Below are 19,217 nucleotides of genomic sequence, written 5' to 3'. Positions count from 1 at the left end.
AGGCACCGACCACTGGCGGGTGCACCGTCGTGAAGGTGCCGGCCAATGGCCGGCACGACACGTTTGACGTCAGCCTTCGGCGTGACTGTTGCGCACTGCCTCCAGGAAGTCCCGGCCCCAGCGATCCACGTCGTAATACTCCACGCTGCCGAACAACTGGCGCATGCGCCCGGTCGCTTCGTCGTCAGGCATCGACAACGCCTGCAGCAGGCCAGCGGTGAGATCGGCCGGGTCATGCGGATTGGTCAGCACCGCCCCCTTCAACTCGGCCGCCGCACCGGCGAATTCACTGAGCACCAGTACGCCGTTGCTGCCCTCGATGCCCTGCGTGGCCACGAACTCCTTGGACACCAGGTTCAAGCCATCACGCAGCGGGGTGATCCACATCACCTGCGCGGCCGCGTAATGCGCGACCACTTCCTCGAATGGCAGCGCCTGGGCGAAGAAGCGCACCGGCGTCCAGTCCAGCCGTGAGAAGCGCCCGTTGATCCGCCCGACGGCCTGCTCGATCTGGTTCTGCAGCGTGCGGTAGATCGTCATCTCACGCGCGGCGGGCACGCAGATCATCAGCAGGGTGACCTTGCCCTGGCGGTCCGGATGCTGTTCCAGCAGGCGTTCGAACGCCTCCAGCTTGGCCAGCGTGCCCTTGGTGTAATCCAGGCGCTCCACCGAGAGCACCAGCTTGCGTGCGCCGATCTCGCGGCGCAGCTTGAAGATGTCGTTGCGCACATCGCTGCGTGCGAGCACGTTATGGATGCGGCGCAGATCGGTCCCGACCGGATGTGCACCGAGCGCCACTTCGCGATCCCCCACGCGCAGGCGCGTGGTCATCGTGTCCAGCCCGACCGCGCAGCCGTAGGTGAGGAAGCGCGGCGCGCAGCTTTCCCAGGCCAGGCGCTCGGCCGGCATGGCACCGCGCACCACGTCCACGAAGTTCTCCACCTGGCGCGGAATGTGGAAGCCGATGTAATCGCAGCTGAGCAGGCTGCCGATGATCTCGCGGCGCCAAGGCACCACGTTGAACACATCGGCCGAAGGAAAGTAGGTGTGGTGGAAGAAGGCGATCTTCAGGTCCGGGCGCAGCTCGCGCAGCGTGGCCGGCACCATCCACAGGTTGTAGTCGTGGATCCACACGGTCGCGCCATGCGCGGCTTCGGCGGCGGTGGCCTCGGCGAACTTGCGGTTGACCTTCAGGAACACCTGCCAGTCTTCCTCGCGGAACTTTGCGCGTTCCCAGAACACATGCAGCATCGGCCAGAACGCTTCCTTGGAGAAGCGCTTGTAGAAGATGTCCACTTCCTGCTTGCTCAGCGGTACGCGCGCGGCGGTCAGGGTGGGGTAGCGCTCGGCATCCACCGCCAGGTGGGTCTGGAACGGGCCACGCTTGGGCTCATCGATACCCCAGGCTACCCAGGAACCCTTCTGGCCGCCTTCGAAGAAGCTCAGCAGCGAGGGAATGATGCCGTTCGGTGAACGCGGCGGGCGCTGCACCAGCACGCCGTCTTCCATCACTTCATCGAAGGGGAGACGGTGGTAGACCATGACCAGATCGGCGCCATCGGCGCGCGCCTGCGGTGGCGGGCGCAGGAAGGGATCGTCATCGGCGAGCAGCCCGAACTGTTCGATCGCTTCGAGGATGCCGCCGCAGCCCGGCGCCTGTGCATGGAAGGTGTGCTTCAGGTCGGCCGTCGCGGCGGTCAGCGCCGGCTCGGAATCGCCCACGCACACCCCGCGGAAGCCGGAGGTATACATCGACAGGTCATTGAGGGTGTCGCCGGCCACCAGGATACGGTCGCGTGGCAGCTCCAGCAGGCGCGCAAGCGCGGCCAGGGTACGGCCCTTGTCGGTATCCGGCGGCAGGATGTCCAGGTAGCGGTCGGCCGAATACAGCACATCGCAGCCCAGCGCCTGTGCGGCCGCCTGGATCTGTGAGCGCAGCGGCGCCAGCGTGTCGGGGTCGCAGAAATACGAGCAGCGGCGTTCCTGCGGCACATCCTGGCGCTGCAGCGCGGTGAACGGACGCATTGCGGCGGCGACCACCTGCTCGCCGGGCCAGTGCGCGTCGATCATCGATTGCAGGGGCTGCAGCGGCTGCAGGGTATGGCCGTCGACGACGGTCGCACCGACATCGCAGACTACGTAATCCGGGCGCGGAATGGCCGGATCGGAGAGCAGCGGCATCACCGCTTCCAGGCCGCGGCCAGTGATGAAGATCAGGCGGATACCGGGGTGCTGGTCGACCAGCCGGTAGAGCCGATGACGCGCGGCGGGATCGCCGGCGAGGAAGGTGCCATCCAGATCGGTGGCAAGAATCAGTTGCGGGGCCGGCGGCGCCGGCGGTGTACGGGTTGGAGTGAGGGAGGTCGGTGTCGAAACAGTCAATGCACTTCCTTATCGGTGTCAGAGGGGAGGGAAATATCGGGATCCGGCGGCGCGGTGTCGGTTTCGGGCATGAGCTCCAGGGCCGAAGGCGTGGTGCGCAGCATCAGCCGGAAGCCGACCGGATGCGTGCGCAGGCGCTGGAAGCTGAGCAGGCGCGCGGTGGTGAACAGGGCCAGCAGCATCAGCACCACCGCGAAGTACAGCGGCAGCGCCGGTGCGCCGAACTGCTGCATGGCCGCGCCAGCGATCGCCGGGCCGAGCGCGGCGCCCACGCCGTGCACCAGCAGCAGGCTCGAGCAGCCGGAGAGCAGGTCTTCGCGCGGCAGGTAATCGAGCATGTGCGCCACCGCGAACGGATACAGCGCGAAGGCCAGCCCGCCGTAGAAGAAGAACAGGCCAAACAGCAGATGCGTCTGCAGCTGGATCATCGGCAGCGACGCCACTACGGCGATACCCGCCGCGGCCAGGCTCAGGGCGACCAGCCCGGTGCGGCGGTCATGGCCATCGCTGATGTGGCCCAGCGGCCACTGCAGCAGTGCGCCGCCGGCGATGGCGGTGAGCATGAACAGGGCGACGCCGTTGCCGTCCAGGCCGACGTCGCCGGCATACACCGGCAGCAGGCCCCAGAACGCGCCCATCGCCAGCCCGGACAGTCCGGCGGCGACGGTCGCCACCGGCGCCATGGTGTACAGGCGCGCCAGTTTCAGGCGCGGCACGGAAGGAATCTCCGGCGGCCGCAGGCGCGTGGCGGTGACTGGCAACACCGCCGCGCAGACCAGGATCGCGGTGAGCATGAACATCGCGGTCGCGCCGGCATCGCCCAGCATCAGCAGCACCTGGCCCAGCGCCAGTGCAGAGAGATTGACCACCATGTACAGCGAGAAGGCGCGGCTGCGCAGGCGTGGATCCGGTTCGGCGTTGAGCCAGCTCTCGATCACGGTGTACAGGCCGACCAGCGCGATGCCGGTGAGGATGCGCAGCACGCCCCAACCCACGGGATTGATCCACAGAGGGTGCAGCAGCACCGCGATGGCGGCGAGGGCGGCAAAGAAGGCAAACGCACGGATATGGCCGATGCGGCCGATCAGCGAGGGGGCGAAAAAGGTGCCGATGAAAAACCCGGCGAAATAGCCGGACATCACCAACCCCAGGGTGCCGGCACCAAAGCCGGCTTCACCACCGCGCACCGCCAGCAATGTGCCGAGCAGGCCACTGCCGGTCAGCAGCAGCGCCACACCGGCGAGCAGGGCGGTCAACCGCAACATGCGTGCGCCCTTCGTGGGGAAGAAGGCGAACAAGTCACGTGATTGACCATAACACAGGGGGAATGAAGCCCCGGTTGCAGCGGCGGCGGTGCGCGCGTGAACCGGTCTGTCGCATCAGGCGTGTGGTTTGCGCTGCCCGGTCGCGACCGTTAGGGTGGGGGCATGAACGCAGTCAAACTTCTTCCTTTGGCCGCTGCATTGGCGATCACCGCCTGCAGTGGCTCCAACGACACCGTCGGGCATGAGGTGTCGATGGCACCGTCCGATGCCTTCATGTCCGCCGTGGCGGCGCATTGCGGCAAAGCGTTCGAAGGTCGCATCGCGGTCAACGAACCGCGCACCGACGCGCCGGACCCGTTCGAGGGCAAGCGCCTGGTGATGCATGTGCGTGGCTGCGAGGATCCGGCGCATGAGCTGCGGATTCCGTTCCATGTCGGCGACGACCACTCGCGTACCTGGGTGCTGAGCCGTACCGAGAACGGCCTGCGCCTGAAGCATGATCACCGCCACGAAGATGGCAGCCCGGATGCCGTGACGATGTACGGCGGCGACAGCAAACCGCCGGGTACTGCGCAACGCCAGTCCTTCCCGGTCGATTCGGATTCGGTGGCGATGTTCCGCAAGGCGGACATGCTCGCCTCGGTGCAGAACACCTGGGCGATGGAAGTCGAGCCGGATCAGCGCTTCGTCTACGAATTGACCCGCCCGGGCGGGCGCCACTTCCAGGTGGTGTTCGACCTGAGCAAGCCGGTGGCGTTGCCGCCCGCGCCGTGGGGCAGTGACACGCCTGCGCCGTAACGCAGTCGGGTAGCGCCAACCGCCAACCGCCAACCGCCAACCGCCGGCCGCTGACCGCTGACCGCCAGCCGGCGGGCCCCTGACAGGTGCCGACCAAGGTCGGCACCTGCGGCAGGGCGGAGCGCTCAGCGCGCCCCGAACCGGGCGCGGCAGCCGCCGCTCACCCACAGGCTGCCATTGTTGTACCCCCAGCTGCGGCCTTCCACGCAGGCCGTGCCTGACAACTGCTGCACCAGCGCCGGGCGGCCTTGCCGGGCATCCCACGCGCAGGTCTGCTGGCGCTTGTCGTTGCTGCTGCAGGTCACGCTGTAATTGCTGTTGCCACCGCCGCCGCCCCAGTTGCCGCCGCTGCCGCCGCGCGCTTCGGCGAACTCGCCACGGCAACCACGGTTGACCCAGACCGCCCCATTGCGCACGCCCCAGGTCTGGCCCTCGACACAGGCCGTGCCCGAGATCTGGCGAACCAGGGTCGCGTTGCGCCAGCCGGTGTTGCAGGTCCGCTCGCGGTTGTCCTGGCTCTCGCAGCGGATCGTGGCGCCGGTGCCACCGCCGCCGCCCCAGTTACCGCCATTGCCGCGGCCTTCGACGAACTCGGCCCGGCAACCGCCGCTGACCCAGACCGTGCCGTTGCGCGAGCCCCAGTTGCGGCCCTCGGTACAGGTCGTGCCGGAGATCTGGCGGGACAACCGGGCGCTGCGCCAGCCGGTGTTGCAGACCCGCTCGCGGTTGTCCTGGCTTTCGCAGCGGACCGTACCACTGTTGCCGGGGCCGCTGCCGCCGCCGTTCCAGCCGCCGCCGTTGCCGCGCAGGGAGGTGGCGATGTCCTGCTTGATCCGTGAGAAGTTCCAGCCGGAATTGACCTGGGCCAGGTAGAAGCGCAACTGGTCATCCGGGATCCGGCGGCCATTGGACTGGTCGGCGTATTCCTGGGTAATGACCCGGCTGCGGTCGGAGGAGGACAACTGCGACAGATTCTCCGGGGCATAGGCCCGGGTGCTGATCTGGGCGTGCAGGGCCGGGGCCATACAGGCCAGGGCAAGGGTGAGGCAGACGGTGCTCAGACGGCGTTGCATGGCGACATCCCCGTGCGGTCGTTGGTGCGCGGACTATAGGAATGCCCCCGGTTCAGAGCGTGTGATGCCGGGCCGCGGCGCCCGGATTTGCCCCGCCGGGCTGGCGGCCGCAGAATAACGGGCTTTCCGGCGCAGCTTGGCGCCGGCACTCTCCTGCGGAGCTTTACCCCCATGCGTACCCACTTCTGTGGCCTGGTCGACGAGACCCTGATTGGCCAAACCGTTACCCTCGCCGGCTGGACCGACGTTGCCCGCAACCAGGGCGGCGTGGTCTTCATCGATCTGCGTGATCATGAAGGCATCGTGCAGGTGACGGTGGAAGTCGACAACGCGGCCGTGTTCGCCGTGGCCGCCAGCCTGGGCTACGAAGACGTGCTGCAGGTCGAGGGCGTGGTGCGTGCGCGCCATGCGGCCAACGACAAGCTCCGCACTGGCAACGTGGAAGTGATCGCCACGGCCATCACCATCCTCAACAAGGCCGAGCCGCTGCCGTTCCACGCGCACGAGAACCCGGGCGAAGAAACCCGCCTGAAGTACCGTTACCTGGATCTGCGCCGCCCGGAAATGCAGCGCATGCAGCGCACCCGAATCAAGCTGGTGCAGGCCCTGCGCCGCCACCTGGACGCCACCGGCTTCCAGGACATCGAAACCCCGATCCTGACCAAGGCCACCCCGGAAGGCGCCCGCGACTTCCTGGTGCCGGCGCGCATGCACCCGGGCGAGTTCTACGCCCTGCCGCAGAGCCCGCAGCTGTTCAAGCAGATCCTGATGGTGGCCGGCTTCGACCGCTACTACCAGATCGCGCGCTGCTTCCGCGATGAAGCCCTGCGTGCCGACCGCCAGCTGGAATTCACCCAGCTGGACATGGAGTTCGCCTTCGTGCGCGAGCGCGATGTGCAGGACTTCGTGGAAACCATGATCCGCGCCATCTTCAAGGAAGTGGTGGACGTGGAGCTGGCCGCCAGCTTCCCGCGCATGACCTGGGCCGAGGCGATGCGTCGCTTTGGTTCGGACAAGCCGGACCTGCGCATCGCGCTGGAGCTGGTGGACGTGGCCGACCTGGTCAAGACCAGCGAGTTCCCGGTGTTCACCGCGGCCGCCAACGACGCCGATGGCCGCGTGGCCGCGCTGCGCATCCCGGGCGGCGCCAGCCTGTCGCGCAAGCAGATCGACGAATACGCCGCGCACGCCGCCAAGTACGGCGCCAAGGGCCTGGCTTACATCAAGATCAGCGAGAGCGGCGAAGTCAGCTCGCCGATCGCCAAGTTCTTCAGCGAAGACGCCTTCGCCGCGCTGGTCGCACACGTCGGCGCCGGTAACGGGGACATCGTGTTCTTCGGCGCCGGTGGCTATAACAAGGTCTCCGATTTCATGGGCGCCCTGCGCCTGAAGGCCGGCAAGGACTTCAACCTGGTCGCCGCCGGCTGGGCACCGCTGTGGGTCACCGATTTCCCGATGTTCGAGTACGACGACGAAGCCCAGCGCTACGTCGCCCTGCATCACCCCTTCACCGCCCCGGCGGTGGACGACATTGCCGACCTGCACGCGAATGCAAAGACCGCCGTGTCGCGTAGCTATGACATGGTGCTCAACGGCAACGAGATCGGCGGTGGCTCGATCCGTATCCACCGCTCGGACATGCAGAGCGCGGTGTTCGAGCTGCTGGGCATTGGTGCCGAAGAGGCCGAGGGCAAGTTCGGCTTCCTGCTCGATGCGCTGCGTTTCGGCGCGCCGCCGCACGGTGGCATCGCCTTCGGCATCGACCGTATCGCCGCGCTGATGGCCGGCACCGAGTCGATCCGCGACGTCATCCCGTTCCCGAAGACCACCGGCGCGCAGTGCCTGATGACCGGCGCCCCGTCGCCGATCCCGGACGAGCAGCTGGCCGAAGTGCACGTCCAGGTGCGTCCGCGCGCGGTCAAGGAATAAGGCTCGGCAGGTACCGGCCGACCAACGGTCGGTACCGCCACACCGGCCGTGATCAACACCGGCCCGGCTTCAGGTAAATTGGCGACCACTCCGTCGCCAATGTCCCTCGCCGTGACCCCAGGCCGCTACACCATCCGCCGCGCCACCCCGGACGACGCCCAGACCCTGTCGGCGCTGGCCACGCGCACGTTCGTGGAAACCTTCGGCCACCTGTATCCGCCTGAAGATCTGCAGGCCTTCCTGGAGGAGGCGTACCCGGCGGAGCGCCAGCGCATCATTCTTGAACACCCCGATTACGCGGTCTGGCTGCTGGAGCTGGACGGCATCGCCGTGGGCCATGCCGCCGCAGGTCCCTGCGGGCTTCCGCATGCCGAGGTGCAGCCCGGCGATGGCGAGCTCAAGCGCCTGTACCTGATCAAGGCGCAGCAGAGCTGTGGCTGGGGCAGCCGCCTGTTCGAAACCGCGCTGGCCTGGCTGGAGCGCGAAGGCCCGCGCACGCTGTGGCTCGGCGTGTGGTCGGAGAACTTCGGCGCGCAGCGGTTCTATGCCCGCTATGGCTTCAGCAAGGTGGGCACCTATGCGTTCCCGGTCGGCAAGGTGCTCGATCTGGAGTTCATCCTGCGCCGCCCGCCTGCGGCGGCCTGAGCGCGACACCGTCACCGCCCGCAGCGGCTTCACCTGCCGTTGGCCGGTCCATTCGTCTAATGACGCTGTTTCCTTCTGCAGGCGCCCAGCCCATCGGGCTAGGCTGACATCATGAATCCCCCTGTTTTACTGCTGCATGGCATCTGGAATGCACGCGCCTGGGTCGGCCCCCTGGCCTGGCGCCTGCGCGCCCGTGGCTTCGCCGTGCATACCTTCGGCTACTCCAGCGTGTTCGGTGGTCCCGACGTCGCGGTGCCGCAGCTGCTGGAGCGACTCAAGGACAGCGGCCCGGTCTCCCTGGTCGGGCACAGCCTGGGCGGGCTGGTCGCGCTGGAGGCCCTGCGGCGCGCGCCGGAGCTGCCGGTCTCGCGGGTGGTCTGCCTCGGTTCGCCGCTGCGCGGCAGCGTGACCGCGCGTTCGCTGAGCGACCACGGCTGGTCGCTGGCGCTCGGGCGCAGCTCGGAACTGCTGCTGGATGGCCTGCCGGCCTGGGAGGGCAGGGCGCAGGTCGGTCTGATCGCCGGCTCCGTCCCCCATGGGCTGGGCAGCCTGCTGGGGGCCTGTGGCGATGCCTCCGATGGCACCGTGGCGCTGGATGAGACGCAGTTGCCGGGGCTGGCCGACCACTGCGTGATCCCGGCCAGCCACAGCGGGCTGGTGTTCTCGCCCGACGCCGCGCGGCAGACGGCCGCCTTCCTGCGTGATGGCCGGTTCCGGCGTGATGACGCGGCCCACGCCGCCTGAGCGGGCCCGGCACTGACACGGGCAGGCCGGCGGATCAGGTAGAATTCGCGCCCTGTTCCTGACAGAAGCACGAGAGTCACCCCATGGGTAGAGGCCCCTCCATCGAGAACCGCAAAAACGCGTCTGACGCGAAGCGCGGCAAGATTTTCACCAAGATCATCCGCGAGATCGGCGTTGCCGCGCGCGGCGGTGGAGGCGACCCCAACAACAACCCGCGCCTGCGGGTGGCCATGGACAAGGGCTTGTCCTCGAACATGTCCAAGGACGTGATCGAGCGCGCCATCAAGAAGGCGACCGGTGAGCTGGAAGGCGTGGAGTACGAAGAGATCCGCTACGAGGGCTATGCCCCCGGTGGCGTGGCCGTGATCGTGGACTGCCTGACCGACAACCGCGTGCGCACCGTGGCCGATGTCCGCCATGCGTTCAGCAAGTGCGGCGGCAACATGGGCACCGAAGGCTCGGTGGCGTTCATGTTCAAGCGCCTGGGCGTGCTGCACTTCGCTGCGGGCGCCAACGAAGAAGCCGTCACCGAAGCGGCGATCGAGGCTGGCGCGGACGACATCGTGGTCTACCCGGAAGACGGGGCGATCGATGTGCTCACCGCCGCCGACAGCTATCACGCGGTCAAGGATGCGATGGAGGCCGCCGGGTTCACCCCGGACCACGCCGAAATCACCTTCCGCGCCGACAACGACATCAAGGTCGAAGGCGACACTGCCCTGCAGGTCAAGAAGCTGCTGGACATGCTGGAAGACCTGGACGACGTGCAGGACGTGTTCTCCAACGCCGATCTCGGCGCGGACGCCTACGCCTGAGCGGGCCCTTCACCGGTCGCTTTGCGCGACCGGTGAGCGGACAATGCGGACCATGATGACTCCAGCCGTTCCCTGTTATCCCCGCCGCATGTGTCCCTTCCGGGCCGCGGGCGGCCGTGTGCGTGCCGCATGACCCGCATCCTCGGCATCGACCCCGGTTCGCAGCGCACCGGGGTGGGCATCATTGATGTGGACGCCACCGGCAAGGTGATGCACGTGCATCACCTGCCGCTGGTGCTGCTGGGCGCGGACGACTTCCCGCAGCGGATGAAGCTGCTGGTGGTGGGCCTGACCGCCCTGGTCGAGGAATACCGCCCCGACGAAGTGGCCATCGAAAAGGTGTTCATGGCGCGCAACCCGGATTCGGCCCTGAAGCTGGGCCAGGCGCGCGGCGCCGCCATCTCGGCCGTGGTGATGCGCGACCTGCCGGTCAGCGAATACGCCGCCACCGAGATCAAGCTGGCCGTGGTCGGCCGCGGTGGCGCGGAAAAACAACAGGTCCAACACATGGTCGGGCTCATGCTCAACCTGAAAACCAAGCTGCAGGCCGACGCTGCCGATGCGTTGGCCGTGGCGATCACCCACGCCCATGTCCGGGCCACGGCGCTGCGCCTGGGCGTCAATGCGCGCCAGGCCTGGAGCCGGAAATGAGGAAAACTGCATGATTGGTCGTCTGCGCGGGATCGTGGCCTACAAGGCGCCGCCGTGGCTCATGGTCGACGTCAACGGCGTCGGCTACGAACTGGAGGCGCCGATGAGCACCTTCTACGACCTGCCCGAGCTGGGCCGCGAGGTCACGCTGTTCACCCACTACGCGCAGAAGGAAGACAGCGTCTCGCTGTACGGCTTCCTGCGCGAGGGCGAGCGCCGCCTGTTCCGCGATGTGCAGAAGGTCAGCGGGATCGGTGCCAAGATCGCGCTGGCGGTGCTGTCCGGCGTCAGCGTGGATGAATTCGCGCGCATGCTGCAGGCCGGTGACATCACCGCGCTGACCCGCATCCCGGGCATCGGCAAGAAGACCGCCGAGCGCATGGTGCTGGAGCTGCGCGACCGCGCGGCCAATTTCGGCGGCGGCGGGGCACCGATCGCCGGCGCCGCACCGGCCACCGATCCGGTCTCCGAGGCGACCGTGGCCCTGCAGCAGCTGGGCTACAAGCCGACCGAGGCCGCGCGCATGGCGCGCGATGCCAACGCCGAGGGCGACGATGTCGCCACGGTCATCCGCAAGGCCCTGCAGGCCGCGCTGCGCTGAGCCGCGCGCCTGCCGTTCCCTGATACCGACACCACCGACCGCGTCCGCCCGGAGCCTCATGTCCACCACTTCCCCCCAGCACAGCGACGGCCAGGCGCCGCACGGCCACGCGCCGGCGGCCGGCGGCATGGCGCTGATGATCGGCGCCATCGGCGTGGTGTTCGGCGATATCGGCACCAGCCCGCTGTACACGCTGAAAGAGGCGTTTTCCCCGCACTACGGTCTCAACAGCGACCATGACACCGTGCTGGGCGTGCTGTCCCTGGCGTTCTGGGCGCTGAACATCGTGGTGACGCTCAAGTACGTCACCATCATCATGCGTGCCGACAACGACGGCGAAGGCGGCATCATGGCGCTGATGGCGCTGACCCAGCGCACCCTGCGCAACGGGTCGCGCTCGGCCTATGTAGTGGGCATCCTGGGCATCTTCGGTGCCTCGCTGTTCTTCGGCGACGGCGTGATCACCCCGGCGATCTCGGTGCTCGGCGCGGTCGAGGGCCTGGAGGTCGCAGCCCCCGGGCTGCATGCGTTCATCGTGCCGATCACGGTGGTGGTGCTGCTGGCCGTATTCGCGGTACAGCGCTTCGGCACGGCCAAGATCGGCAAGCTGTTCGGCCCGATCACCTCGATCTGGTTCATTTCGCTGGCCGCCATCGGCATCTGGAACATCGTCGATGCGCCGGAAGTGCTCAAGGCCTTCAACCCGATGTGGGCGCTGCGCTTCTTCATGGAGCACGGCTGGCACGGCATCTTCATCCTCGGCGCGGTGGTGCTGGCGGTCACCGGCGGCGAAGCGCTGTATGCCGACATGGGCCACTTCGGGGCCAAGCCGATCCGCCACGCCTGGTACTTCTTCGTGCTGCCGTGCCTGGTGCTGAACTACCTGGGGCAGGGCGCGCTGGTGCTCAACAACCCCGAGGCGGTCAAGAACCCGTTCTTCGAGGCCGTGCCGGACTGGGCGCTGTACCCGATGATCATCCTGGCCACCATGGCGGCGGTGATCGCCTCGCAGTCGGTGATCACCGGTGCGTTCTCGGTGTCACGCCAGGCGATGCAGCTGGGCTACATCCCGCGCATGCGCATCACCCACACCTCGCACGACACCATCGGCCAGATCTACATCCCGGGCATCAACTGGGGCATCGCGGTGATGGTGATCGGGCTGGTGCTGGCCTTCCGCAGCTCCTCCAACCTGGCCGTGGCCTACGGCATCTCGGTGTCGGCCACCATGCTGATCGATACCCTGCTGCTGGCCCTGGTCGCCCGCGCGCTGTGGCCCAAGGCCCGCAACTGGATCATCCCGCTGTGCGTGGTGTTCTTCGTCATCGACCTGGGCTTTGTGATCGCCAACGGCGCCAAGCTGCTGCAGGGCGCGTGGTTCCCGGTGGTGCTGGGCATCGTGCTGTTCACCATGATGCGCACCTGGCGGCGTGGCCGCGAGCTGCTGCGCGATGAGATCCGAAAGGACGGCATCCGGATCGATACCTTCTTGCCGGGCCTGATGCTGGCCCCGCCGGTGCGGGTGCCGGGCACCGCCGTGTTCCTGACCGCCGACCCCTCGGTGGCGCCGCATGCGCTGATGCACAACCTCAAGCACAACAAGGTGCTGCACGAGCGCAACGTGTTCCTGCACGTGGTGACCCTGCCGGTGCCGTACGCACCGTCGGGCCAGCGCTTGAAGATCGAGTCGGTGGGCGATGAGTTCTACCGGATCTACGTGCGCTTCGGCTTCATGGAGACCCCGGACGTGCCGCTGGCGCTGATGCGCTCGTGCGACCACGGCGGGATCTACTTCGACCCGATGGACACCACCTTCTTCGCCAGCCGCGAGACCATCGTGGCCACCGCCAACCGCGGCATGCCGATCTGGCGCGACAAACTGTTCGCGCTGATGCACCGGAACGCGGCGCCGGCGACCGGGTTCTTCCGGATTCCGGGCAATCGGCTCGTCGAGCTTGGGGCCCAGGTCGAGATCTAGATCTCTTGGGCCGCCCCACGGTTTGCGATGCAAACCGTGGGGCCCGGCGGCATGCCCCCTTATCCTCGCGCCTTCGGCGCGCCCCCTTGAAACGCAGTCGCCGTTGGCGCCGGCGTTCCGCGCATTCCCCCTGATCCCCGCGCCTTCGGCGCGCCCCCTTGAACACCAAGGGGGCTCTCCTCCAGACGCTTGGCGCGAGCTGTGGACGAAGAGCCTTGGGCGAGCTGTGGACGAAGAGCCTTGGGGTTGCCTGCCGGACGGCGCGCTGTCCCCCGCAAGCGGGCCCATCCCGCTGTCCCTCAGTACACCGGCTGTTGCCTTGGCTCTTGCCGGGCAGAGCCCGGCGCTACGCGCGGCGCCGGACGCAGCCCGGCCGAACCTCCCTCTTTTGCCGCATAATTGCCGCATGACAGACGACCGCATCATCGGTGCCCTCGCGACCCGCGAGGATGAGGGCACCGACGCCAGCATCCGCCCCAAGCGCATGGCCGATTACCTCGGCCAGGCCCCTGTGCGCGAGCAGCTGTCGATCTACATCGAAGCGACCAAGGCCCGTGGCGACGCGCTCGACCACGTGCTGATCTTCGGGCCGCCAGGCCTGGGCAAGACCACCTTGAGCCACGTGATCGCCAATGAGCTGGGGGTCGCGCTGCGCGTCACCTCCGGCCCGGTGATCGAAAAGGCCGGTGACCTGGCCGCGCTGCTGACCAATCTGCAGCCGCACGATGTGCTGTTCATCGATGAAATCCACCGCCTGTCGCCGGTCGTCGAAGAAGTGCTGTACCCGGCGATGGAAGATTTCCAGATCGACATCATGATCGGCGAGGGCCCTGCGGCGCGCTCGATCAAGATCGATCTGCCGCCGTTCACCCTGATCGGCGCGACCACCCGTGCAGGCCTGCTGACCGCGCCGCTGCGCGACCGTTTCGGCATCGTGCACCGGCTGGAGTTCTATACGCCGGAAGAGTTGACCAAGATCGTCCGGCGCTCGGCCAGCATCCTCAATATCGACTGCACCGCCGAAGGCGCGGCCGAGATTGCCCGGCGCTCGCGTGGCACCCCGCGTATCGCCAACCGGCTGCTGCGCCGCGTGCGCGACTTCGCCCAGGTGAAGGCGGCCGGCCACATCGACCAGGACGTCGCCCAGGCGGCCATGCAGATGCTCAAGGTCGATCCGGAGGGCTTCGACGAACTCGACCGGCGCCTGCTGCGGACCATGGTCGATTACTTCGACGGTGGCCCGGTCGGCATCGAATCGCTGGCGGCCGCGCTGTCCGAAGAGCGCGGTACGCTGGAAGACGTGGTCGAGCCCTACCTGATCCAGCAGGGCTTTTTGATCCGGACCGCGCGCGGCCGCATGTGCACGCACAAGGCCTACCGGCACATGGGCCTGAAGCCGAAGAATCCGCCGGCCGACCTGTTCGCGGAGGTCCCGGATGTCGGTTGATCCCCGGGTTGAGCCCCGATTCAGTTGGCCGACACGCATTTACTGGGAAGATACCGACGCTGGCGGGGTCGTGTACCACGCCCGCTACGTGGCCTTCATGGAACGGGCGCGCACGGAATGGATGCGCGCATTGGGGTATGGTCAAGAGCGCATGCGCTGCGACCATGGCCTGGTGTTCGCGGTGCGCAGCATGACCATGGAGTTCCTCAAGCCGGCGCGTCTGGATGATGCGCTGGATGTCACCGCCACGCTGGTGCAGTGCAAGCGCGCCAGCATGGTGTTCGCCCAGGCCGTATGCCGGGGCGGGGAAACATTGCTGACCGCGCAGGTGAAGATCGCCGCGCTCGATGCAGCCACCTTCAAACCGCGTGGCATGGACGATGCACTGCATGCCGCGCTGAAACACCTCGAATTTCCAGAATCCGCATACTGAGGAACAACGGATGATCGCAATGCTCCTGGCCCTGCAGGCCACGGTGACCGAAGCGCTGCCGCAGGAAGTCACCAGCGCCGCGGCGCAGACTGTCGCCCAAGCCGCGCATGGCGGTGGCATCAATTACCTGGACCTGATGGTCAAGGCCAGCATCCCGGTGAAGATCATCGTGCTGCTGCTGTTGGCCGGCTCGTTCATCAGCTGGGTGATCATCTTCCGCAAGGCGCGCGTGTTCAACGCTGCCAACCGCGCCGCCGATGAGTTCGAAAGCCGCTTCTGGTCCGGTGCGGACCTGGGCAAGCTGTACAGCTCGGCGACCGACCGCAACCGCCAGGTCGGCGGCCTGGAAGCGATCTTCGAATCGGGCTTCCGCGAGTTCACCCGCCTGCGCGACAAGCGCCGCCTGGATGGCCGCGCGCAGCTGGAAGGTGCCCAGCGCGCCATGCGCACCACCTATACCCGCGAAGTGGACCAGATGGAACGCAGCCTGGAGCTGCTGGCCAACATCGGCTCGACCGCCCCGTACGTGGGCCTGGTCGGCACCGTGTTCGGCATCATGGTGACCATGCACGACATGATCAACAGCGGCGAGCAGGCCGGTATCGCCTCGGTCGCCCCGGGCATCTCCGAAGCCCTGTTCGCCACCGCCATCGGCCTGTTCGTGGCGATTCCGGCGGTGTGGGCCTACAACCGCTTCACCACCCGCGTGGAGCGCATGTCGGTGCGCTTTGAAACCTTCGCAGAAGAGTTCAGCTCGATCCTGCAGCGTCAGACCGCGGGCGACGAGTAAGCGCCCAGCACAGGAGTCCTGCCATGACCGCAGCCATTGGCCGCCGCAAGCGCCGAAAGCTCAAATCCGAAATCAACGTCGTGCCGTATATCGACGTCATGCTGGTGCTGCTCATCATCTTCATGGTGACCGCGCCGCTGCTCACGCTGAGCTTTGAAGTGGATCTGCCGACCTCCCAGGCCAAGGCGCTGGAGAGCAAGCAGGATCCGGTGATCGTGTCCGTCCGTCTGGATGGCCAGCTGAGCCTGAAGCTGCCCGAGGCCAAGGATCCGGAACCGATGGATGCTGCCCGCCTGCAGGCCCAGCTGTCCGCGCTTTCCTCGCAGGACAAGAACCTGCGCGTGATCGTTGCCGCCGACAAGGCCGTGGCCTATGAAAAGGTGGTCGCGGCCATGGACGTGATCAAGCGCGCCAACGTGGAAAAGGTGGGCCTGGCGACCGATGCACGCTGAAGCCCTGCCACCGCAGCGTCAGCCTGAAGAGAAGTGGGGTCTGCCGATCGCGCTGGCGCTCGGTGTGCACCTGCTGCTGGCCCTGATCTTCATCGCCGCTTGGCTGTGGTCGCCGCAGCGCACCACCGAAGCGGCCGCCGGCGATCCGGCGATCGAGGCCAGCCTGCAGCTGTCCGCCTCCGAGGCGTCGGCCGCGCGCCAGGCCCTGCGTGCCTCCGAGACCTTGCCGGACCTGCCCGAACCGGTCGCCGAGCCTGAGCCCATTCCCGAAGACACCGTGCCGCCGCCGCAGCCGTTGCCCGAGCCGCGCCCGCAGGACGCGCCGACCCCCCAGCAGTCGCAGGCGCAGGAGCGCATCGCCCAGCCCGACACGGTCGACCAGGAAGCGGTCAACGCGCTGGCGATCTCGGCTGAGAAGGCCAAGCAGGAGCAGGAAGCCAAGCGCCGCCAGGAACAGATCGACCTGACCGAGCGCAAGCGCCAGGAACAGGCCGAGCAGAAGCTGCGCCTGGCCAAGCAGCAGGAAGAGGCCGAGCTGAAGAAAAAGCTGGCCGAGCAGGAGCAGAAAGCCAACGACGCCAAGGCCGAGGCCGAGCGCGACAAGAAGCTGGCCGAAATCCGTCGCAAGCGGGCCCAGGCCGAGAACGAAGCCAAGCTGGCCGAGCAGAAGCTGCGCCAGGTCACCGCTGCGCGTGCCGCCAACGCCTCCGCTTCCACCGCCGGTGCGACCGGTGCCGCCAAGCCGGCGGCCGGTGCAGGTGGGACCAGCGACGATCTCAGCGCCAAGTACGCCGCCGCGATCCAGCAGAAGGTCTCCGCGCAGTGGACGCGTCCGGATTCGGTGCCGCTGGGCCAGCGCTGCCAGGTCTCGATCACCCAGATTCCGGGGGGGCAGGTCATCCAGGCCAAGGTCAGCGGCAGCTGCCCGTTCGACGAGGCCGGCCGCCGCTCGATCGAGGCGGCCGTGTTGAATGCCCAGCCATTGCCGTACCGCGGCTTCGAATCGGTGTTCGCGCGCACCATCAACTTCACCTTCACCGCCCAGGATTGATCCGGGGCGGTGCGGTGCGCGCTTGAACACCGGCGGGAGGCTGCTGCCTCCATGCCATTGCCAGGCGTGTCCACCCGCGTGCTGCACAACGCGTTCGTGATCGAGAAGGGGTTGATTGCCGCCCAATCCGGCCGGATCGTTAACGGCCCGTGAGATTTGTGCGCTCGGTGACTCGGAATTCACACTGCCTTGGTTCATGATTGCGAAACTGTTCACCGCGGTCCTGTTATCCCTCGTTCTGGTTTCCCCCTATTGAGCGCTCCATGAAAAAAATGCCTCGTTGGCTTGCCGTTGTTGCGGCCCTGTTGTTGCCCTTCGCTGCCATGGCGCAGCAGAAGGGGCTGGATATCGACATCATTGGCGGCAATGCCTCCGCCACGCCGATCACCGTCGTCCCCATGCCGTATCAGGGGTCGGCCGGTGCACCGCAGACCGATGTGGCCGCCGTGGTACGCGCCGATCTGGACCGTTCCGGCCAGTTCCGCAACCTGCCGGAAGCCCAGATCGTCGAAAAGCCGACCCGTGGCAGCGAGATCCAGTTCGCCACCTGGCGCGCGTTGAAGCAGAACTACATCGTGGTCGGCCGGGTCATGGACGCCGGCGCCGGTGCCTACCGCGTGGAGTACGAGCTGTATGACGTGCCCAAGGGTGAGCGCCTGCTCGGCCTGGCGATGACTGCCCGTGGCAATGCCATGCGCGATGTCGCCCACCAGATGGCCGACGCCATCTACGAGAAGATCACCGGTGTCCGCGGCGCCTTCTGGACCCGCATCGCCTACGTCACCGCCAGCGGCAAGGGTGACGCCATGCGTTACGCGCTGATGGTGGCCGATTCGGACGGCTTCAATCCGCAGACCATCGTGCGCTCGGCCGAGCCGCTGCTGTCGCCGAGCTGGAGCCCGGACGGCAACAAGCTGGCCTACGTCAGCTTCGAACGCGGCAATTCGGCGATCTACATCCAGAACATCTCCAGCGGCGCACGTGAGCTGGTGACCAGCTTCCGCGGCATCAACAGCGCCCCGTCGTTCTCCCCGGACGGCCGCCGCCTGGCCCTGTCGCTGTCGCGCAGCGGCAACCCGGAGATCTACGTGATGGACCTGGGCAGCAAGCAGCTGACCCAGCTGACCAACCACTTCGCCATCGATACCGAGCCGACCTGGAGCCCGGATGGCAGCACCGTCTACTTCACCTCCGACCGTGGCGGCCGCCCGCAGATCTACCAGGTCGCCTCCAGCGGTGGCAGCGCCTCGCGCGTGACCTTCCAGGGCAACTACAACGCCACCCCGAGCCTGTCCTATGACGGCAAGAAGCTGGTGGTCGCCCAGGGCAGTGGCAACACCTACAAGATCGCGATGATGGACAGCAGCACGGGTTCGGCCCGCTGGAACACGCTGTCGCCAGGGTCGCTGGACGAATCGCCGAGCTTTGCGCCCAACGCGAGCATGGTGTTGTACGCCGCCCGTGAGGGTGGTCGTGGAGTGTTGTACGCCGTTTCGGCCGATGCGCGCGTGCGCCAGCGGCTTGTTCTGGCGGACGGTGATGTTCGCGAGCCTTCTTGGTCGCCATACCGTACAAAGCGCTAACAGAGTGTTAAGATTTCGCCGTATTCATCCCTCATCCGGCTTTAGGAGCCTCAAAGGTATCGCCATGAACAAGACCACCCGCGTTCTGCTTGTCTCCCTGTTGTCCGTGGCCGCCCTGGCCGGTTGTTCCAAGAAGGTCAAGGAAACGCCTGTTGCCCCGGTTGATACCGGCAGCACCACGGCTCCGACCGGCCCGTCCACCTCCGGCCTGTACGGCCCGGGCGATCTGGATACCGACTCCTGCCTGCGCCAGCGCGTGGTGTACTTCGACCTGGACAAGGAAGACGTGAAGCCGGAATTCCAGGCCATCATGGCTTGCCACGCCAAGTACCTGCGTGACCGCCCGTCCTCGCGCATGACCCTGCAGGGCCACACCGATGAGCGCGGTTCGCGCGCTTACAACCAGGCCCTGGGCGAGCGTCGTGGCAACGGCGTGTCCTCGGCACTGCAGGCCAACGGTGGTTCGGCTTCGCAGCTGACCGTCGTGTCCTACGGTGAAGAGCGTCCGGTCTGCACCGAGTCGGGCGAGTCCTGCTGGTCGCAGAACCGTCGCGTCGAGATCGTGTACACGGCTCAGTAA

General features: G+C 67.1%; 18 protein-coding genes. 15 read left to right on the top strand and 3 right to left on the bottom strand.

Translation table 11 applies throughout. From position 1 onward, the window contains the following. Window positions 1-69 precede the first annotated feature (69 nt). Window positions 70-2,316 carry a glucosylglycerol-phosphate synthase gene (gene ggpS, locus ACTT2I_RS13680; protein ID WP_088433910.1) on the bottom strand — a complete coding sequence of 749 codons (2,247 nt, stop codon included), beginning with the start codon at window positions 2,314-2,316 and terminating at the stop codon, window positions 70-72. Between the two features lie 62 nt (window positions 2,317-2,378). Further along, complete coding sequence (locus ACTT2I_RS13675) at window positions 2,379-3,647, bottom strand: MFS transporter (protein WP_088433894.1); 1,269 nt, start codon at window positions 3,645-3,647, stop codon at window positions 2,379-2,381. Between the two features lie 162 nt (window positions 3,648-3,809). On the opposite strand from ACTT2I_RS13675, the gene ACTT2I_RS13670 reads away from it, so the two are divergent. Beyond that, window positions 3,810-4,445, top strand: coding sequence for a hypothetical protein (locus ACTT2I_RS13670; protein ID WP_088433895.1), 636 nt, complete (start codon window positions 3,810-3,812; stop codon window positions 4,443-4,445). Window positions 4,446-4,570: 125 nt separating this feature from the next. Here ACTT2I_RS13670 and ACTT2I_RS13665 read toward each other — a convergent pair whose 3' ends face one another. After that, complete coding sequence (locus ACTT2I_RS13665) at window positions 4,571-5,518, bottom strand: DUF3011 domain-containing protein (protein WP_421099089.1); 948 nt, start codon at window positions 5,516-5,518, stop codon at window positions 4,571-4,573. 171 nt (window positions 5,519-5,689) lie between these two features. Between ACTT2I_RS13665 and aspS the strand changes: the two genes are divergently transcribed. The 14 genes from aspS (at window position 5,690) to pal (ending at window position 19,217) form a co-directional block, all read left to right on the top strand. Next, on the top strand, window positions 5,690-7,447 hold the full coding sequence (gene aspS, locus ACTT2I_RS13660) for an aspartate--tRNA ligase (protein WP_421099090.1): 1,758 nt from the start codon (window positions 5,690-5,692) through the stop codon (window positions 7,445-7,447). 111 nt (window positions 7,448-7,558) lie between these two features. Further along, the gene (locus tag ACTT2I_RS13655; RefSeq protein ID WP_421099091.1) at window positions 7,559-8,092 is read left to right on the top strand and encodes a GNAT family N-acetyltransferase; all 534 of its coding nucleotides are present in this window, start codon (window positions 7,559-7,561) and stop codon (window positions 8,090-8,092) included. Between the two features lie 111 nt (window positions 8,093-8,203). Next, the gene (locus ACTT2I_RS13650; RefSeq protein WP_088433898.1) at window positions 8,204-8,836 is read left to right on the top strand and encodes an esterase/lipase family protein; all 633 of its coding nucleotides are present in this window, start codon (window positions 8,204-8,206) and stop codon (window positions 8,834-8,836) included. A gap of 83 nt (window positions 8,837-8,919) precedes the next feature. After that, window positions 8,920-9,651, top strand: coding sequence for a YebC/PmpR family DNA-binding transcriptional regulator (locus tag ACTT2I_RS13645; RefSeq protein ID WP_421099092.1), 732 nt, complete (start codon window positions 8,920-8,922; stop codon window positions 9,649-9,651). 129 nt (window positions 9,652-9,780) lie between these two features. Continuing rightward, on the top strand, window positions 9,781-10,302 hold the full coding sequence (gene ruvC / locus ACTT2I_RS13640; protein WP_088433900.1) for a crossover junction endodeoxyribonuclease RuvC: 522 nt from the start codon (window positions 9,781-9,783) through the stop codon (window positions 10,300-10,302). Window positions 10,303-10,312: 10 nt separating this feature from the next. Next, on the top strand, window positions 10,313-10,903 hold the full coding sequence (gene ruvA, locus ACTT2I_RS13635; protein WP_088433901.1) for a Holliday junction branch migration protein RuvA: 591 nt from the start codon (window positions 10,313-10,315) through the stop codon (window positions 10,901-10,903). 127 nt (window positions 10,904-11,030) lie between these two features. Beyond that, window positions 11,031-12,881, top strand: coding sequence for a potassium transporter Kup (locus tag ACTT2I_RS13630; protein ID WP_172407548.1), 1,851 nt, complete (start codon window positions 11,031-11,033; stop codon window positions 12,879-12,881). Window positions 12,882-13,287: 406 nt separating this feature from the next. Then, a complete protein-coding gene (gene ruvB / locus ACTT2I_RS13625) occupies window positions 13,288-14,328 on the top strand; it encodes a Holliday junction branch migration DNA helicase RuvB (protein ID WP_088433902.1) in 1,041 nt (346 codons plus the stop codon). Then, entirely contained in the window at window positions 14,318-14,761 is a 444-nt protein-coding gene (gene ybgC, locus ACTT2I_RS13620) for a tol-pal system-associated acyl-CoA thioesterase (RefSeq protein ID WP_088433903.1), read from the top strand. The genes ruvB and ybgC overlap by 11 nt, the downstream gene beginning before the upstream one ends. A gap of 10 nt (window positions 14,762-14,771) precedes the next feature. After that, window positions 14,772-15,551, top strand: a complete 780-nt coding sequence (tolQ, locus tag ACTT2I_RS13615; protein ID WP_019185221.1) for a protein TolQ — start codon at window positions 14,772-14,774, stop codon at window positions 15,549-15,551. 23 nt (window positions 15,552-15,574) lie between these two features. Next, on the top strand, window positions 15,575-16,003 hold the full coding sequence (gene tolR, locus ACTT2I_RS13610) for a protein TolR (protein ID WP_019185220.1): 429 nt from the start codon (window positions 15,575-15,577) through the stop codon (window positions 16,001-16,003). Beyond that, entirely contained in the window at window positions 15,993-17,054 is a 1,062-nt protein-coding gene (tolA, locus tag ACTT2I_RS13605) for a cell envelope integrity protein TolA (protein WP_019185219.1), read from the top strand. The genes tolR and tolA overlap by 11 nt, the downstream gene beginning before the upstream one ends. A gap of 263 nt (window positions 17,055-17,317) precedes the next feature. After that, the gene (gene tolB / locus ACTT2I_RS13600; protein WP_088433904.1) at window positions 17,318-18,637 is read left to right on the top strand and encodes a Tol-Pal system beta propeller repeat protein TolB; all 1,320 of its coding nucleotides are present in this window, start codon (window positions 17,318-17,320) and stop codon (window positions 18,635-18,637) included. Window positions 18,638-18,701: 64 nt separating this feature from the next. Continuing rightward, window positions 18,702-19,217 carry a peptidoglycan-associated lipoprotein Pal gene (gene pal, locus ACTT2I_RS13595; protein ID WP_088433905.1) on the top strand — a complete coding sequence of 172 codons (516 nt, stop codon included), beginning with the start codon at window positions 18,702-18,704 and terminating at the stop codon, window positions 19,215-19,217.

The sequence above is a fragment of the Stenotrophomonas sp. PUT21 genome, from assembly GCF_052232875.1.
In the GTDB taxonomy this organism is placed as follows: domain Bacteria; phylum Pseudomonadota; class Gammaproteobacteria; order Xanthomonadales; family Xanthomonadaceae; genus Stenotrophomonas; species Stenotrophomonas maltophilia_N.
Note: the sequence above shows the minus strand (reverse complement) of the source record. Positions and strands in the feature narration are given on the sequence as shown.

Coding starts and splice junctions, on each gene's coding strand:
- ACTT2I_RS13670 (WP_088433895.1), top strand. CDS start 3,810: ATGAACGCAGTCAAACTTCTTCCTTTGGCCGCTGCATTGGCGATCACC.
- ruvA (WP_088433901.1), top strand. CDS start 10,313: ATGATTGGTCGTCTGCGCGGGATCGTGGCCTACAAGGCGCCGCCGTGG.
- ruvB (WP_088433902.1), top strand. CDS start 13,288: ATGACAGACGACCGCATCATCGGTGCCCTCGCGACCCGCGAGGATGAG.
- ACTT2I_RS13675 (WP_088433894.1), bottom strand. CDS start 3,647: ATGTTGCGGTTGACCGCCCTGCTCGCCGGTGTGGCGCTGCTGCTGACC.
- tolR (WP_019185220.1), top strand. CDS start 15,575: ATGACCGCAGCCATTGGCCGCCGCAAGCGCCGAAAGCTCAAATCCGAA.
- tolQ (WP_019185221.1), top strand. CDS start 14,772: ATGATCGCAATGCTCCTGGCCCTGCAGGCCACGGTGACCGAAGCGCTG.
- tolB (WP_088433904.1), top strand. CDS start 17,318: ATGAAAAAAATGCCTCGTTGGCTTGCCGTTGTTGCGGCCCTGTTGTTG.
- ACTT2I_RS13650 (WP_088433898.1), top strand. CDS start 8,204: ATGAATCCCCCTGTTTTACTGCTGCATGGCATCTGGAATGCACGCGCC.
- ruvC (WP_088433900.1), top strand. CDS start 9,781: ATGACCCGCATCCTCGGCATCGACCCCGGTTCGCAGCGCACCGGGGTG.
- ACTT2I_RS13630 (WP_172407548.1), top strand. CDS start 11,031: ATGGCGCTGATGATCGGCGCCATCGGCGTGGTGTTCGGCGATATCGGC.
- ybgC (WP_088433903.1), top strand. CDS start 14,318: ATGTCGGTTGATCCCCGGGTTGAGCCCCGATTCAGTTGGCCGACACGC.
- ACTT2I_RS13645 (WP_421099092.1), top strand. CDS start 8,920: ATGGGTAGAGGCCCCTCCATCGAGAACCGCAAAAACGCGTCTGACGCG.
- pal (WP_088433905.1), top strand. CDS start 18,702: ATGAACAAGACCACCCGCGTTCTGCTTGTCTCCCTGTTGTCCGTGGCC.
- aspS (WP_421099090.1), top strand. CDS start 5,690: ATGCGTACCCACTTCTGTGGCCTGGTCGACGAGACCCTGATTGGCCAA.
- tolA (WP_019185219.1), top strand. CDS start 15,993: ATGCACGCTGAAGCCCTGCCACCGCAGCGTCAGCCTGAAGAGAAGTGG.
- ACTT2I_RS13665 (WP_421099089.1), bottom strand. CDS start 5,518: ATGCAACGCCGTCTGAGCACCGTCTGCCTCACCCTTGCCCTGGCCTGT.